The sequence below is a fragment of the Pectobacterium sp. A5351 genome (assembly GCF_028335745.1).
Classification (GTDB): Bacteria; Pseudomonadota; Gammaproteobacteria; order Enterobacterales; family Enterobacteriaceae; genus Pectobacterium.
Genome location: NZ_CP116477.1, coordinates 1,412,695 through 1,427,587 on the forward strand (window position 1 = coordinate 1,412,695; position 14,893 = coordinate 1,427,587).

11 protein-coding genes and 1 pseudogene are annotated in these 14,893 nt (G+C 53.1%); 9 read left to right on the top strand and 3 right to left on the bottom strand.

Annotated elements, in window-relative coordinates:
- Positions 1-304: 304 nt before the first annotated feature.
- Together bglX and idi are read left to right on the top strand one after the other, a co-directional pair.
- On the top strand, positions 305-2,611 hold the full coding sequence (bglX, locus tag O1Q74_RS06660) for a beta-glucosidase BglX (protein ID WP_271877335.1): 2,307 nt from the start codon (positions 305-307) through the stop codon (positions 2,609-2,611).
- Between the two features lie 126 nt (positions 2,612-2,737).
- On the top strand, positions 2,738-3,277 hold the full coding sequence (gene idi / locus O1Q74_RS06665) for an isopentenyl-diphosphate Delta-isomerase (RefSeq protein ID WP_271877338.1): 540 nt from the start codon (positions 2,738-2,740) through the stop codon (positions 3,275-3,277).
- A gap of 122 nt (positions 3,278-3,399) precedes the next feature.
- Here idi and O1Q74_RS06670 read toward each other — a convergent pair whose 3' ends face one another.
- The 3 genes and pseudogenes from O1Q74_RS06670 to O1Q74_RS06680 form a co-directional block, all read right to left on the bottom strand.
- Positions 3,400-3,507 (bottom strand): hypothetical protein, encoded by a 108-nt coding sequence (locus O1Q74_RS06670; protein WP_271877340.1) that lies wholly within the window; start codon positions 3,505-3,507, stop codon positions 3,400-3,402.
- A 102-nt stretch (positions 3,508-3,609) separates the two neighbouring features.
- The gene (locus O1Q74_RS06675; protein WP_271877342.1) at positions 3,610-4,302 is read right to left on the bottom strand and encodes a LysE family translocator; all 693 of its coding nucleotides are present in this window, start codon (positions 4,300-4,302) and stop codon (positions 3,610-3,612) included.
- A gap of 52 nt (positions 4,303-4,354) precedes the next feature.
- Positions 4,355-5,201, bottom strand: a pseudogene (locus tag O1Q74_RS06680) (helix-turn-helix domain-containing protein).
- Between the two features lie 208 nt (positions 5,202-5,409).
- On the opposite strand from O1Q74_RS06680, the gene dinG reads away from it, so the two are divergent.
- The 7 genes from dinG (at position 5,410) to O1Q74_RS06715 (ending at position 14,892) form a co-directional block, all read left to right on the top strand.
- Positions 5,410-7,509 (top strand): ATP-dependent DNA helicase DinG, encoded by a 2,100-nt coding sequence (gene dinG, locus O1Q74_RS06685; RefSeq protein WP_271877343.1) that lies wholly within the window; start codon positions 5,410-5,412, stop codon positions 7,507-7,509.
- Positions 7,510-8,154: 645 nt separating this feature from the next.
- Positions 8,155-9,585 carry a serralysin family metalloprotease gene (locus O1Q74_RS06690; protein ID WP_271877346.1) on the top strand — a complete coding sequence of 477 codons (1,431 nt, stop codon included), beginning with the start codon at positions 8,155-8,157 and terminating at the stop codon, positions 9,583-9,585.
- Positions 9,586-9,690: 105 nt separating this feature from the next.
- On the top strand, positions 9,691-10,002 hold the full coding sequence (locus O1Q74_RS06695; protein ID WP_271877348.1) for a protease inhibitor Inh/omp19 family protein: 312 nt from the start codon (positions 9,691-9,693) through the stop codon (positions 10,000-10,002).
- Between the two features lie 17 nt (positions 10,003-10,019).
- The gene (locus O1Q74_RS06700; protein ID WP_271877351.1) at positions 10,020-11,747 is read left to right on the top strand and encodes a type I secretion system permease/ATPase; all 1,728 of its coding nucleotides are present in this window, start codon (positions 10,020-10,022) and stop codon (positions 11,745-11,747) included.
- Between the two features lie 27 nt (positions 11,748-11,774).
- The gene (locus O1Q74_RS06705) at positions 11,775-13,103 is read left to right on the top strand and encodes an HlyD family type I secretion periplasmic adaptor subunit (RefSeq protein ID WP_271877354.1); all 1,329 of its coding nucleotides are present in this window, start codon (positions 11,775-11,777) and stop codon (positions 13,101-13,103) included.
- 2 nt (positions 13,104-13,105) lie between these two features.
- Positions 13,106-14,452, top strand: a complete 1,347-nt coding sequence (locus O1Q74_RS06710) for a TolC family outer membrane protein (RefSeq protein WP_271877357.1) — start codon at positions 13,106-13,108, stop codon at positions 14,450-14,452.
- Positions 14,453-14,562: 110 nt separating this feature from the next.
- Complete coding sequence (locus O1Q74_RS06715) at positions 14,563-14,892, top strand: putative holin (protein WP_010281025.1); 330 nt, start codon at positions 14,563-14,565, stop codon at positions 14,890-14,892.
- Position 14,893: the final 1 nt, after the last annotated feature.

A 14,893-nucleotide genomic window follows, 5' to 3' on the forward strand; every position in this document is an offset into this window, starting at 1 on the left:
GCGCTATTCGTAGGATTATCATGCGGGCTGAAAGCGGGAATGTGAATTATGCGTGTCGCTTAGCATTATTCTTGCAGTTTTTATTAAATGAAATCTCAATAAATGCACTATATTACGCGCTGTGCATTTGAGTGCGTCGGTGCGGCAGCCACTATCGGGAAGCCTTATTCGCTTAAGGCAGGAGAAGGTGTTTTTCGCCTTGTCAGAGAAGGGATGTGACCGTCGGAATCTTCAACCTGTCTTGTGCTTCAGCGCCTTATTCTGTTTTGCTCTGACGCCTGGATTGACTGGGTCTTTATAACGAATGAAATGGCTTACTTCACTGACTATAGCAATTGGACTTGCTTGTAATCCGGCGTTTGCGCAGGAATTGACGTCTGCGCCGGCATCAATATCGCCTTCACATCAGCAACGCGACGCGTTTGTCACCGATCTGCTGAAGAAAATGACGCTGGAAGAGAAGATCGGCCAGCTCCGATTGATCAGCGTCGGGACGGATAACCCGAAAGAAGCCATTCGGGAAATGATCAGAAACGGCCAGGTTGGCGCGATTTTTAATACGGTAACCCGCCCGGACATTCGTGCAATGCAGGATCAGGTCATGCAGCTCAGCCGCCTGAAGATTCCGCTATTTTTTGCCTACGATGTGGTTCACGGCCAGCGCACCATTTTCCCTATCGCACTGGGGCTGGCTTCCAGTTGGGATATGAGCGCCATTGAGAAAAGCGCACGCGTGGCGGCTTATGAAGCGACGGAAGACGGCCTGAACATGACCTGGGCGCCGATGGTGGATATCACCCGCGATCCGCGCTGGGGCCGCGTGTCGGAAGGCTTCGGTGAAGATACCTGGCTGACCAGTAAAATTGCTGGTGTGGTCGTGAAAGCCTTCCAGGGCGATGACGTCACCGGACGCCACTCGCTGATGACCAGCGTAAAACACTACGCGCTCTACGGCGCGGTGGAAGGTGGGCGCGACTATAACACCGTGGACATGAGTCCTCAGCGCATGTTCCAGGACTATATGCCGCCTTATAAAGCGGCGATCGACGCGGGCAGCAGCGGTGTGATGGTGGCGCTTAACTCCATCAATGGCACGCCAGCGACTGCAAACAGTTGGTTGCTGAAAGATGTGCTGCGCGATCAGTGGAATTTCAAAGGCATCACCATTACCGATCACGGGGCGATTAAAGAGCTGATTAAGCACGGCGTGGCCAGCGATCCGCGTGATGCATCGCGTCTGGCGGTGAAATCCGGTATCGGCATGAGCATGAGCGACGAGTATTTCGTCCGTTATCTGCCCGATCTGGTGAAAAGCGGGGCGGTGAGTATGCAGGAGATTGATGATGCCTGCCGTCAGGTGCTGAACGTAAAATATGATATGGGGCTGTTTGACGATCCGTATCGTCATCTGGGGCCGGCAGGTTCCGACCCGGTGGATACCAATGCGGAAAGCCGTTTACACCGTCTGGATGCTCGTGACGTGGCGCGTAAGAGCCTGGTGTTGTTGAAAAACCGTCTGCAAACGCTGCCGTTGAAAAAACAGGGCACGATCGCCGTGGTTGGTCCCTTGGCTGACAGCCAGCGCGATACGATGGGAAGTTGGTCTGCCGCAGGCGTCACGAAACAGACGATTACCGTTTATCAGGGCTTGAAGAATGCCGTCGGCGATAAAGCCACCCTTCTCTATGCCAAAGGTGCCAACGTCAGTAATCACAAAGGCATTATCGATTTCCTTAATCAGTATGAAGATGCTGTGCAGGTGGATAAACGTCCGCCGCAGGTGATGATCGATGAAGCCGTTGAAGCGGCGAAGAAGGCGGATGTCGTGGTTGCGGTCGTCGGCGAAGCGGCAGGCATGGCGCATGAAGCCTCCAGCCGCTCTAACATCGATCTGCCGCAAAGCCAGCGTGACCTGATCGCCGCGCTGAAAGCGACGGGTAAACCGCTGGTTCTGGTGCTGATGAATGGTCGTCCTCTGGCGCTGGTGCGTGAAGATCAGCAGGCCGATGCGTTACTGGAAACCTGGTTCAGCGGCACGGAAGGTGGCAATGCAATCGCTGATGTGTTGTTTGGCGACTATAACCCGTCCGGCAAGCTACCGATGTCCTTCCCGCGTTCTGTTGGTCAGATCCCAATTTATTACAATCACCTGCCGTCAGGCCGTCCTTACACGCCGGAAAACCCAGGCAAATATACGTCTCACTACTACGATGAAGCCAATGGGCCGCTCTATCCGTTCGGTTACGGCCTGAGCTATACCACTTTCAGCGTGTCAGACGTGCGTTTGTCGAGCCAGACGATGAAGCGTAACGGAACGATCGACGCCAGCGTGACAGTGAAAAACACTGGCAGCCGCGCAGGGGAAACCGTTGTGCAGCTGTACGTGCACGATGTGGTGGCTTCCATCAGCCGTCCGGTGAAAGAGCTGCGTGGTTTTGAGAAAGTGATGCTCCAGCCGGGAGAGTCCCGCACGGTTACCTTCACGCTCGATCAGGATGCGCTGAAGTTCTACAATGCCCGCATGCAGCAGGTGGTGGAACCTGGCAAGTTTGACGTGATGATTGGTCTGGATTCACAGCGTGTGAAGAGCGAGAGTTTCACCCTGCTATAATGATGGTTGTCTCGCCGCCGGGAGCAAGTGCCGGCGGCGAGTGAATACGAAGGGTGATTATCGTCATACCGCGTGATTGCGGGAAATAGGGTATTGCGGGAGAGTAAGGTATTGCAGGAGAAAGGTATGCCGTTGACTGAAGTGGTTCTTGTTGATGAAAGTGACAAGCCAACGGGCGTAATGGAAAAGCAGGAAGCGCATGTAAAAGGAGCCTTACATCGTGCGATCACCGTCTATATTTTCAACTCTCGCCAGCAAATGTTATTGCAGCAGCGGGCGGAGGAGAAATACCACAGCGGCGGTTTATGGAGCAATACCTGTTGCAGCCATCCTGCGCCCGGTGAAGAGACATTACAGGCGGCACACCGCCGTTTGTATGAAGAAATGGGATTACGCTGTGTGCTAACGCCGATGTTCACGTTGACTTATCGCCTGCCGCTGGATAACGGGCTGATTGAGCATGAGCTGGGGCATGTGTATTTTGGCGTAACGGATGACCTCCCGCGGATGAATCCCGATGAAGTGTCGAACTATGAATACCAATCAATGGACGACATTGCACAGCGGATGACGGCGACGCCCGAACAGTTTACCGCCTGGTTCCAACTGACCTTCGCGCGTATTCCTGAGTACTGGCAGACGTTTCAGTCTGAGCAATCACGCTAGCCAGAACGGCCGTGTTAGCTAAACCACTGCGTTAATTGCCGCGTTTCCATGCGGCACTGTTCGTGCATTCTTACCGTAAATTTGTGCCGTAGGGATAGAGGTAACTCTGCGAGTAGAATGCTTCAGCCTGAGTGCACGATAATAATGTAACCCACCAGCATCATACCGGAGATGCCACCTAAGGAAAGCAGGGCAAAGAGACCGATAATACCGATTTTTTGAAGAGTCATCAGGTTATCCTTTTGTTAATTGCCCCGAATTATAAAGCCTTCCGCCCATGAAACAAGGTTGAAACGCACCTTGTTTCTGATTAGTGAAATACTGGCTTCTGATTAGCGAAATAAAAGTAGCAGGCCGAAACACAGCAGAATGACGCCAGCACCGCGTTCAATCGGGTTAAGCCAGCGGGTTAAACGCTGCTGAATCAACGGACGAGCGATCAGTGCGGCGATCAGCAGATCCCACACCAGAACGACAGAAAACATCCAGCCACCGCTGACGAATTGCTGCGTGGGTGTCACATTCTGCCCAAGAATACTGGTCATCAGGCTGATGTAGAACAGCATGTTTTTGGGATTCAACAGCGCCGAGCCGAGTCCCAGCAAAATTTGTTTACGCAGTGTCGGGCAGTGGTCGGACGGTTGTTCCACCTGTAGCGAGAGCACTGAACGACTTTTCACTATCTGATAACCCACCCAGAGCAGATAAGCCGCCCCGGCTAACTCGATGAGGGTAAACAGCGTAGGCGAATGTTGAATGCCTGCCCAGCCAATCGCCGCCAGCAGAATGTAAATACTGTTACCCAGCGCGATGCCAAAACAAATTCCCGCACTGCCGCGCAGTCGGTAGCGAATAGCGTAGGCCGTCAGCAGGAAGAAATCCGGGCCAGGGCTCAGTAGCGCGACAAAATGCGCCAGTGCCAGAGCGGGAAAGTGAGTGGGAAAGAGAGCCTCAGCGGAAAAAAGGGTATTGATAAACGGGGCATCGATAAACGTGGTATTGGTGAACGTAGCATTGATAAACATGGTATATCTGACCTCAATAGGTAATAGAGGCCAGTCTAGACAAGGCGTTCCGCTATTTATTGTCAAATATTGATCGCGCGTACTGACCCGGCGTCGCGGCGGTGTATTGCACAAATGTTTTGTGGAAATGGCTTTGATCGCAGAAGCCGCTTTGATAGCTGGCATCAACCAATGGCGTGCCTTGTTTCAGCAGTGATTTAGCATACTCAATGCGGGCATTATTCAGGAATGCCATCGGTGTAATGCCGGTATCGTGACGAAATTGTCGCACGATAGTTTCACGTCTCAGGCTTAGCTCCTCCGCCAGCGTTTCCAGCGAGGGCGCTTCTTGCAAATTATTCAGCAAACGTTCGCGCACATGGCGCGTCGTGGTTTGCGACACCTGATGCGGTAATGCTGGCAAACAGGATGGCGCGGGCAGGCAATATTGTTGCCAGATGGGTGCCAGCATCGCTTTGAGTTGGTTATCTGCCGACGCAATGTCCCCCCGAGACAGCAGGGCAATGACGTGTTGATAATGTATAAACAGGTCGGGATCGCACAAGACGACGCAGTTGCAACGCAAGGTATCTACTTGATAACCACAGTGAGTAGAAATTTGAGCGAGACACCATTCCGCATCCAGGTACAGCATGTGATAACTGCGCGTTTTGCCGGGCAGCGGATTACAACTGTGTGGCTGCTCGGGATCGATAAAGATCAGGTCGCCAACCTGTAAGTGGTGAATGTCGTTACGGTAATGGCAAAGCGTTTCGCCGTGTTCTATCGCCCCCAATCGAAAATTGCGCATGGCTGTGTATTTTATAGGCATGACTGCTGTTGCGCGTGCTGCGGCTTTCAACGTGCGGTAATCGTGGTGAAAACCAGTACGATTGGTTAATGGCATGGACTGAGGACATAATTTACCGAAGCTATTGTTTACGAAAATAGCATTTACCGCTCGCGATAAAGGTCGTGTTTGATAAACATATGTGTCTGGTAAAAAGAATAACTTACCCTAATCGTTGGGCGGAAGATTGTCGAGGTTGGAATGGACGGTGATATCGGCTGACGTCGCCGAGCGTCTGTGGGACAATGGCGGTCAGATTACACAAATACAGAGTATGCATGACGCTGTCCCCCGCAATAAAATTGCAGATTGGTCAATGGTATAAGGCCCTGCAAGAACAAATCCCGGATTTTATTTCCCGCGTTCCCCAGCGACAGATGATTGCCGAAGTGGCGAAAACGCTGGCGGGGGATTACCCGCGCCATCTGGCTATTGAAGCGCCAACCGGCGTCGGGAAAACGCTTTCTTACCTGATTCCGGGCATTGCGGTGGGGCGTGCGGAGGATAAAACGCTGGTGGTCAGCACGGCGAATGTGGCGTTGCAGGATCAGATTTACAGCAAAGATTTGCCGCTGTTGCAGAAGTTTATTCCCGAACTGAAATTTACCGCCGCATTTGGTCGTCGTCGTTATATTTGCCCGCGCAATCTGGCGATGCTGGCCACCGATCCCGATGCGCAGGGGGATTTACCGCTCTTTCTGGATGATGAACTGATGTCCGCCAGCAAGGAGGAAAAGCGTACCTGTGTGCGGCTCGAAAAGGCGCTGCAAGGTTACGCCTGGGACGGACTGCGCGACCATTATCAGGATACGATTGACGATAGCCTGTGGCAGAAGCTAAGTACCGACAAAGCGAACTGTCTCGCGCACAACTGCCATTACTATCGTGAGTGCCCGTTCTTCATCGCACGGCGTGAGATCGAACAGGCCGATGTGGTTGTCACCAACCATGCGCTGGTAATGGCGGCGATGGAAAGTGAGTCGGTACTGCCTCCCCCTAAGAATCTCCTGCTGGTGCTCGATGAAGGGCACCATATTCCTGACGTTGCCCGCGATACGCTGGAGATGTCCGGTGATATTCATCCCGCTTATATGATGGCGCAGTTGGAACAGCTGGTGCAGCTCATCGGGCAATGTATGGCGCAGTTTGCCCCTAAATCACCACCGCGGCTCGCTAACAGCGAACGGTTAACCAGCCACTGTGAGGAGATCCGCGAGTGCGTGCTGTTTTTCTCGCAAATGTGCGGTCTGTTCCTTCCGCCTGACCGGCAGGAAACCGAGTACCGCTTTGCGATGGGCAAAATGCCGGATGAAATGCGCGAACTCTGCGTTCGGTTGTTCAAATTGACCGACACGCTGCGGGCGCTGGCTGAGTATATGCTTAACGACCTGAGTGAGAAAACTGGGAAGCATGATGTGGTGCGGGTCTATCATGCCTTGTTGAAAATGAGCCGCCAGCAGGGCTACCTTGAGTCTATGAGTAAACTGTGGCGGCTGGCGGCAATGGAAAAATCCTCGAATGCGCCGGTTTCCAAATGGATCACGCGGGAAATGCGTGATAACCAGCCGCATCTTCACCTGCACTGCGCGGGAATCCGCGTCTGCGACCAGCTTGAAAGGCTACTGTGGAGTAAGGTGTCGCACGTCGTGGTGACCTCGGCAACGCTGCGCTCGCTGAACAGTTTCGCGCGCCTACAGGAACTTTCCGGTCTGGGTGAGCAGGAAGGCGATACGTTCATTGCGCTGGATTCGCCGTTTAACCACCGTGAGCAGGGGCGTTTGGTGATTCCCAAAATGCGCTATGAACCGCTGATGGAATCGGAAGCGCAGCATGTTGCTGAAATGGCGCAGTTTTTCCGGGCGGAGTTAAAGCAGGATAAGCATAAAGGGATACTGATGCTGTTTGCCAGCCAGCGTGCCATGCAGCTATTTCTGACGCAGGTGACCGATTTACGCCTGATGCTGCTGGTTCAGGGAGATAAGCCGCGCTACAGGCTGGTTGAGTTACATCGTCAGCGGGTACAGGAAGGTCAGACGAGCGTGCTGATTGGCTTACAATCTTTTGCGGAAGGGTTGGATCTGAAAGGGGATCTCCTTTCTCAGGTGCATATCCATAAAATCGCGTTTCCGCCCATCGACAGCCCGGTGATTCTGACGGAAGGCGAGTGGCTAAAAAGCCTCAAACGGCACCCGTTTATCGTACAAAGCTTACCCAGCGCCTCATTTAACCTCATCCAGCAGGTTGGACGCCTGATTCGCAGCCATGACTGCTTTGGCGAAATCGTCATTTACGATCGCCGCCTGTTGACTAAAGGCTATGGCGCACAGTTGCTCGCGGCGCTGCCCGTCTTCCCGATCGAACAGCGAGATATGCCATAACAAATTCCTCTCTATCCGTTCGCTGAATAAAGGCGTAATTAATCCCTAATTTAACGCTATATTTTTTTATTCTTATTTGTTAGATTTGTCTCCGAACAGCAAGGATGCCGTTAATACGTGTGACAAAATATGTCATTGCTCGGCACAATTTTTATCAACCATGGAAGGGTATCACGATGAGAATTAACGCAGTTAATAAAAATCCCTTACTTTTCAAAAATGAATGCTGTTTAGCATCCGTCTCTCTTGCTGTTCATATCCATACTAATAATAAAAACTAGTCACTATGGTCTTATTATTTATCATTTGATAATAACGAAATTAATTGGCTTTCTTTCTTAATTATTTCCTTATAGAGATAATTTTTATTTATATGAGTTTTTTATATAAATATTTTTATACCCTAAATAATTCGAGTTTCAGGAAGGCGGCAAGCGAGGGAATCCCGATGAGCTTACACTGGTAAGTGATTCGGGTGACTGAACGCGGCCAACGCACATGCAACTTGAAGTGTGACGGGTATAGTGAGCTTTATCTACCCAGGAGACGATTAGCCCGCTACCACGCGCGGTACATGCAATATAGCCATTGCATGAAGGGATTTAGGATTCTGATCATCCCGATCAGACTTATGGAGAAGAAAAGATGGCTTTACGAGATGAAGATAAGGATACCGCTGGATCGGCATTGCATGCAGCGGGTACAGGATATAGTGATGTGTACGATCTGTATAATTATCATTCCCGTGGCGATGGACAGCTTAATGGCAAACCCTCGTTCACAAGCGATCTGGCAGCCAAGGAAATTGTCCGCGACGGTCTGACCTGGAATGGCACGAACGTATTCGGCAAATCCGCTAATCTGACCTATTCGTTCTTACAGAACGTGCGGTCTATCCCTTCTGGCGATCAGGGCTTTGTGAAATTCAGCGCAGCCCAAGAGCAGCAAGCCAAACTGTCTCTGCAATCGTGGTCAGATGTCGCCAATATTACATTTACCCAGGTTAGTCCTACCCAAAAAGCCACCATCACGTTTGGTAACTACACCCGTGATTCAAGTGGTCGTCTGGACTACGATACTCAGGCTTACGCTTATATGCCGGGTAACCACTCGGCGGCGGGCAGTGCCTGGTTTAACTACAACTCCGACACGGTGCGTAACCCGGCGACGGAATACGGTAAGCAGACGCTGACGCATGAAATCGGTCATGCGCTGGGCCTGAACCACCCAGGTTCTTACAATGCTGGCGAAGGCAATCCGACCTACCGCGATGTGACTTACGCTGAAGATACGCGCCAGTTCAGCCTGATGAGCTACTGGAGTGAGCAGAACACTGGAGGGGATTTTCAGGGGCACTATGCCGCAGGTCCGCTGATTGATGACATCACGGCAATCCAATATCTTTACGGTGCAAACATGAACACGCGTACCGGTGACACGGTATACGGCTTCAACTCCAATACTGGCCGTGATTTCTATTCAGCGAATAGCAGCAGTGACAAACTGATCTTCTCCGTTTGGGATGCGGGCGGTACGGATACGTTTGATTTCTCTGGCTACAGAAACGATCAGCGTATTAACCTGAATGAAGGCGGATTCTCTGATGTTGGCGGCCTGAAAGGTAACGTCTCTATTGCCCATGGCGTCACGATCGAAAACGCGATTGGTGGCTCCGGCAACGATATTATTATCGGCAATGACGCGAATAATATCCTGAATGGTGGCGCGGGTAATGACGTTATTTACGGTGGCGGCGGTGCGGATACGCTGACGGGCGGTGCGGGCAAAGATATTTTTGTTTACGCCAGCGCGAGCGACTCCTCCTATAAGAATGGTTATGACACCATCACGGACTTCCAACGCGGCATCGACAAAATCGACCTGTCAGCGTTGAATCAAAATAAAGATTTGCAGTTTGTTGATGCGTTCACCGGACGTGGCAATGAAGCACTGCTTAACTGGAATGCAGATAGCAATACCACTGATCTATGGCTGAATTTTGCGGGTCAGACCACGGCAGACTTTGTTGTGCATATTGTTGGTCAGCCTTCTGCGGCAACCGATTTTATCGTGTGATGTAGCAAGGACGGGGAAACCCCCGTCCTTTTCTGTTATCGACTAGGGGCCACTATGAAAAAGTTAATCATCGCGGCGTTGTTAAGTGCAATAAGCGGAGGATGTATGGCAAGTAGTCTGAAATTGCCTTCAGCAAGTGAACTAAGCGGCGTATGGCAATTGCGTGGCGGAGAACAGCAGTGTGAGGTTGTGCTGCACAATACACCGTTAGTGGATAATACCTGGCGTCTTGAGGGTGATGCACAGTGTTTAAAAGTGCTGCTGCCAGATGTGCCTGCCGGGTGGCGGCCGACGCCGGACGGTATCACGCTGACGAAAGCGCAGGGGCAGTCCGTCGCGTTTTTTAGCAAGGAAAAAGAGGGCTATACGCTGACATTGCCTGATGGCAGTACACGGACGTTGCATAAACAGCCCTGACAGGAGAGGCAAACGCAGTGAGTCAACTAGCAAATAAGGAACGTTCGTTGTTGAGTATACTGCGTCCTTTCCGGCGCAGCTTTTGGAGCATTGGGATTTTCAGCGCCATCGTTAATCTACTGATGCTGTCGCCTTCTATCTATATGCTTCAGGTTTACGATCGCGTACTGGCGTCGGGGAATGGCACTACGCTGCTGATGCTTACCCTGCTGATTGCTGGGCTAGGGGTATTCATGGCGGCACTCGAATGGGTGCGCAGCCTGCTTGTTGTCAGACTCGGAACCCGGATCGATCTACAACTGAATCAACAGGTCTTCAACGCCGCGTTTGAGCGCAATCTGGAAGCCGGTGAGGCCAAAGCGGGTCAGGCGCTGAACGATCTCACGCTATTGCGGCAGTTCATTACGGGCAATTCACTGTTTGCCTTCTTTGATATTCCCTGGTTTCCCTTCTTTTTATTGGTGCTGTTCCTGATCCACCCGGTTCTCGGTCTGGTGGCGCTGGGAGGGACGGTGGTGTTGGTGCTGCTGGCGTGGCTGAATCAGTATCTCACCACATCGCCTTTGGAAGAGGCTAACCATGAAGCGCTACAGGCGACTCATCTTGCGGATACGCAACTGCGCAATGCAGAAGTTATTGAATCGATGGGGATGCTGCCTAATTTGCGCCGCCGCTGGCTGGGGCAACACTACCGCTTTATTACCTTGCAAAATCTGGCAAGTGAACGGGCTGCGGTTGTCGGCGCGGCATCCAAACATGCACGCGTTTTTCTGCAATCGCTGATGCTCGGCGTGGGTGCCTTGCTCGCGATTAAGGGCGAGATTACGCCGGGCATGATGATTGCGGGATCAATTCTTATCGGGCGTGTGCTGAGTCCTATCGATCAGTTTATTGGTATTTGGAAACCGTTAAGCAGCGCTCGTCAGGCCTGGCATCGACTGAGTCGTATCATGGCGGCATATCCGCCGAAAGCGACGCCGATGGCGTTGCCTGCGCCAGTTGGCCAGCTCAGCGTCGAGAATCTGCTGTTGCAGACGCCACAAGGGGCGGCCAGGTTGCAGGACATCCATTTCTCGCTTCAGGCCGGAGAAACGCTGGCGATTCTGGGCGCATCCGGTTCGGGGAAATCGACACTGGCACGTCTGCTGGTGGCGACACAGACTCCGACGCGCGGCAAGGTTCGACTGGATGGCGCCGATCTCAGCCAGGTAGATAAAACCGCGTTTGGCCCGGCGATGGGCTACCTGCCGCAGGATGTACAGCTCTTTAAGGGCACGCTGGCGGAGAATATTTCTCGCTTTGGCGAACATGATGCGGAAAAAATTGTGGCGGCGGCGAAGCTGGCTGGTGTGCACGACATGATTCTTAGCCAGCCGCAGGGATATGACACCCCTCTCGGCGCTGACGGCAACGGGCTGTCGGGCGGGCAGCGGCAGCGCATCGCTCTGGCGCGTGCGGTGTATGGTGACCCTTGTCTGCTGGTGCTTGATGAACCGAATTCCAGCCTCGATAACGAAGGTGAAATGGCACTGGCGCAGGCGATCTCGCATCTTCAGAAGCGGGGGGCGACGGTGGTACTGATTACACACCGTCCTGCATTAACGACGCTGGCGCATAAGATTCTGGTGCTTAATCAGGGGAGGCAGCAACGCTTTGGCCCTGCGCGCGATATTCTGAGCGAACTGCAGCCGCGTCGTGCCGCCAATCAGGCACAAATGGCCCCTTCTGCCGCTGTCCAGCGGTAACATGGAATGACGACAACAGGGAAAAACATGTCCGCATCAGAAATAAGCGAAGAGAGTATGAACCAGACGGCGCAGCGCGATGAAAAACGTGCCGTGCGTCTGGGGTGGTTGCTGGTGCTTGCCGGGTTTGGTGGCTTTCTCCTGTGGGCACTGTTTGCACCGTTGGATAAGGGCGTGACGGTGAATGGCAGCGTGGTGATTTCCGGTAATCGCAAGGTTGTGCAGCACAATCAGGGCGGCATTGTCGATAAAATTCAGGTGAAAGACGGCGACAGAGTCGAGGCCGGCCAGATTCTGCTCACGCTAAATGAGGTTGATGCGCGTTCGGCGAGTGAAGGGCTGGATGGGCAGTATTTACAACTGGTGGCACGGGAAGGGCGACTGCTTGCCGAGCAGCAGCGTCTGAGCGACATGGTGATGACGCCCCGCCTGAAACTTCTCGCTGAAAGGCCGGAGATGAGCGTAATTACGGCATTGCAGCGTGATTTACTGCGCAGCCGTCAGCAATCACTCAGGCTTGAAGCTGAAGGAATGCGTTCCAGTATTGCAGGCATGGAGGCGTCACTCAGCGCTCAACGTCAGGTAATGTCCAGTAAGCAGAAGCAGCGGGAGACGCTGGAACAGCAACTGCAAGGGCTGCGTTCACTGGCGGCGGAAAATTATGTCCCGCGTAACAAAATGCTGGAAAACGAGCGTTTGCTGGCGCAGCTTAACGGCGACATCGCTCAGTTGGCGGGGGATACGAACCGTATCCGCCGTGATATTGAGCAACAAACGCTGTTGATTGCACAGCGTCAGCAGGAATACGACAAAGAAGTGAACAGCGAGCTGGCGGAAGTGCAGGCGTTGCTGAGTGATGTGGGCAGCAAGAAGGAAAAAGCCGATTTCAATCTGGCGAATATCCAGATGCGCGCGCCCGTTTCCGGCACGGTGGTCGGGTTGAAAGTGTTTACGGAAGGCGGTGTGATTGCGCCGGGGCAGACGCTGCTGGAGATCGTGCCGGACGATCAGCCGCTATTGGTGGATGCACGCCTTCCCGTGGAACTGGTGGATAAGGTCTGGCCGGGGCTACCCGTCGAGTTGCAGTTCGTCGCGTTTAACCAAAGCACAACGCCGCGCGTAGCGGGAACGGTCGAGCTGTTGTCCGCCGACCGCCTGCTGGATGAGCGAGACGGTTCCCCTTATTACAGCCTGCGCGTGATGGTGGATGATGCAGGAAAACGTGCGCTGGAGGGACTGGAAATCAAACCCGGCATGCCGGTACAAGGGTTTGTGCGTACTGGGGAGCGGTCGTTCGTCAATTATCTATTTAAGCCTTTAATGGATCGCCTGCATCTGGCATTAACGGAAGAGTAATCATGCAAAGGATCGCGATAATCGTGCTGTTTGGGCTGCTCTCTTCGGGCGCGAGCGCATTAGGACTGCTTGATGCTTGGGAGTTGGCGCTGCGTAACGACGCTCAGTTTCGTGCGGCGGGGTTTGAACGTGCGGCAGGTCAGGAAGAGGAAAACATCGGGCGTGCCAATCTGCTCCCCAATCTCCAGTATGGCTATAGCGCTAACCGCAGCCACTCCAAAGTCACCCAAACGGATAGCTTCACCAATAACACGCTAAAACGTGATTACAACAGCTACACGTCCACGCTGTCGCTGCGTCAGCCGCTGCTGGATTATGCAGCCTGGGCGCGCTATCAGCAGGGCGTTGCCCGCACACTAATGGCCGACCAGCGTTTTCGCGATCGCAGTCAGGATCTGATGGTACGGTTATATAAAGCCTGGAGTAGCGCGCTGCTGGCGCAGGAAAAACTGCAATTGCTGGATGCGCAACAGCGGGCGTATCAGGAGCAGTTGGCGCTGAATAAACGTCTCTTACTGGCGGGCGAAGGGACGCTAACGGACGTGCGGGAAACGGAAGCGCGTTTTACGCTGATGGAAGCACAGCGGATTGAGCAGCAGGACAATCTGGATGCCGCGATCACCGATCTGGAAAATATGACGGGTACAGCGCTGGATATCACGGCGCTGCATCCTCTGACGCTGACTCAACTGCCGTCTACGGAATCAGGCAAGCAGACGCTGGCGCAGTGGCGCGATCTTGCCGTGCAACATAACGCCAAACTGGCGACGCAGCGCGAGGGGTTGTCGGTCAGCCGTTATGAAATTGAACGCAGTCGCGCCGGGCATTTACCCACGCTGTCGCTGGTGGCATCATCGCGCGATAGCCGTTCGGAAAGTGAATATAACTACAACCAGAAATACGATACACAGAGTGTCGGTTTACAGTTGAACGTACCACTTTATTCCGGCGGTTCCGTCTCGGCATCGATGCGGCAGGCCGCAGCGGAATATCAGCAAAGTCAGGCGGAACTGGACGATCAAACCAAGCAAACGCTGGCGGAATTGAAAAAGTACTACAATCTGTACAACAACGGGTCGGCGAAAATTAAGGCCTGGCAAATGACCGCCTCGTCGGCACAAGAAGCGGTCAACGCCACGCGATTAAGCGTCGCGGGCGGCGAACGCATCAATCTGGATATTCTGCTGGCCGAACAGGATTGGTATAACGCCCGACGAGAGCTGGCGGAAGCGAAATACAGCTGGCTTCAGGCGTGGCTCTTACTGCGCTATACCGCAGGGACGCTGAACGAGAAAGATATTCTGGAACTGGCGGCCTGGTTTCAGCCAGCAACGAATCCCTCATTTTAAATGGTTCAATTTTGTAGGGTATTGCGCCTCAGTAATACTTAAACTCCTTTAAAATCATCAAACATCCGCATTTTGCATAATGGCCTCCGTTCTTATCAGGAGGCTTTATCGTGAAAAAAATCAAAAAACCGCGTCTTACCGGCTGGATTGTGACATCCGCTTTTCTCTTTGCTGTCATCGGGCTGATTTCACCACAACAGCTTCCCGTCACCGTCTATAAGCTCTCGCTTATTTCACTCGCCGCCGTACTCGGTTACTGGCTGGATCGTTCGCTATTTCCTAAAGCGCGCCCCGGTTTGTTCCTCGAACAAGGTGATGAACCTGTGCCGCGCGGACGTTTCCCGGTTCGGGACGGCCACCACACCGTGTTTGCTGCTGCGATGCTGCGGCGTGCGCTGATTGTGTCAGCCGTTTGCATCGGCGTAGCGATGGGGCTGTGAT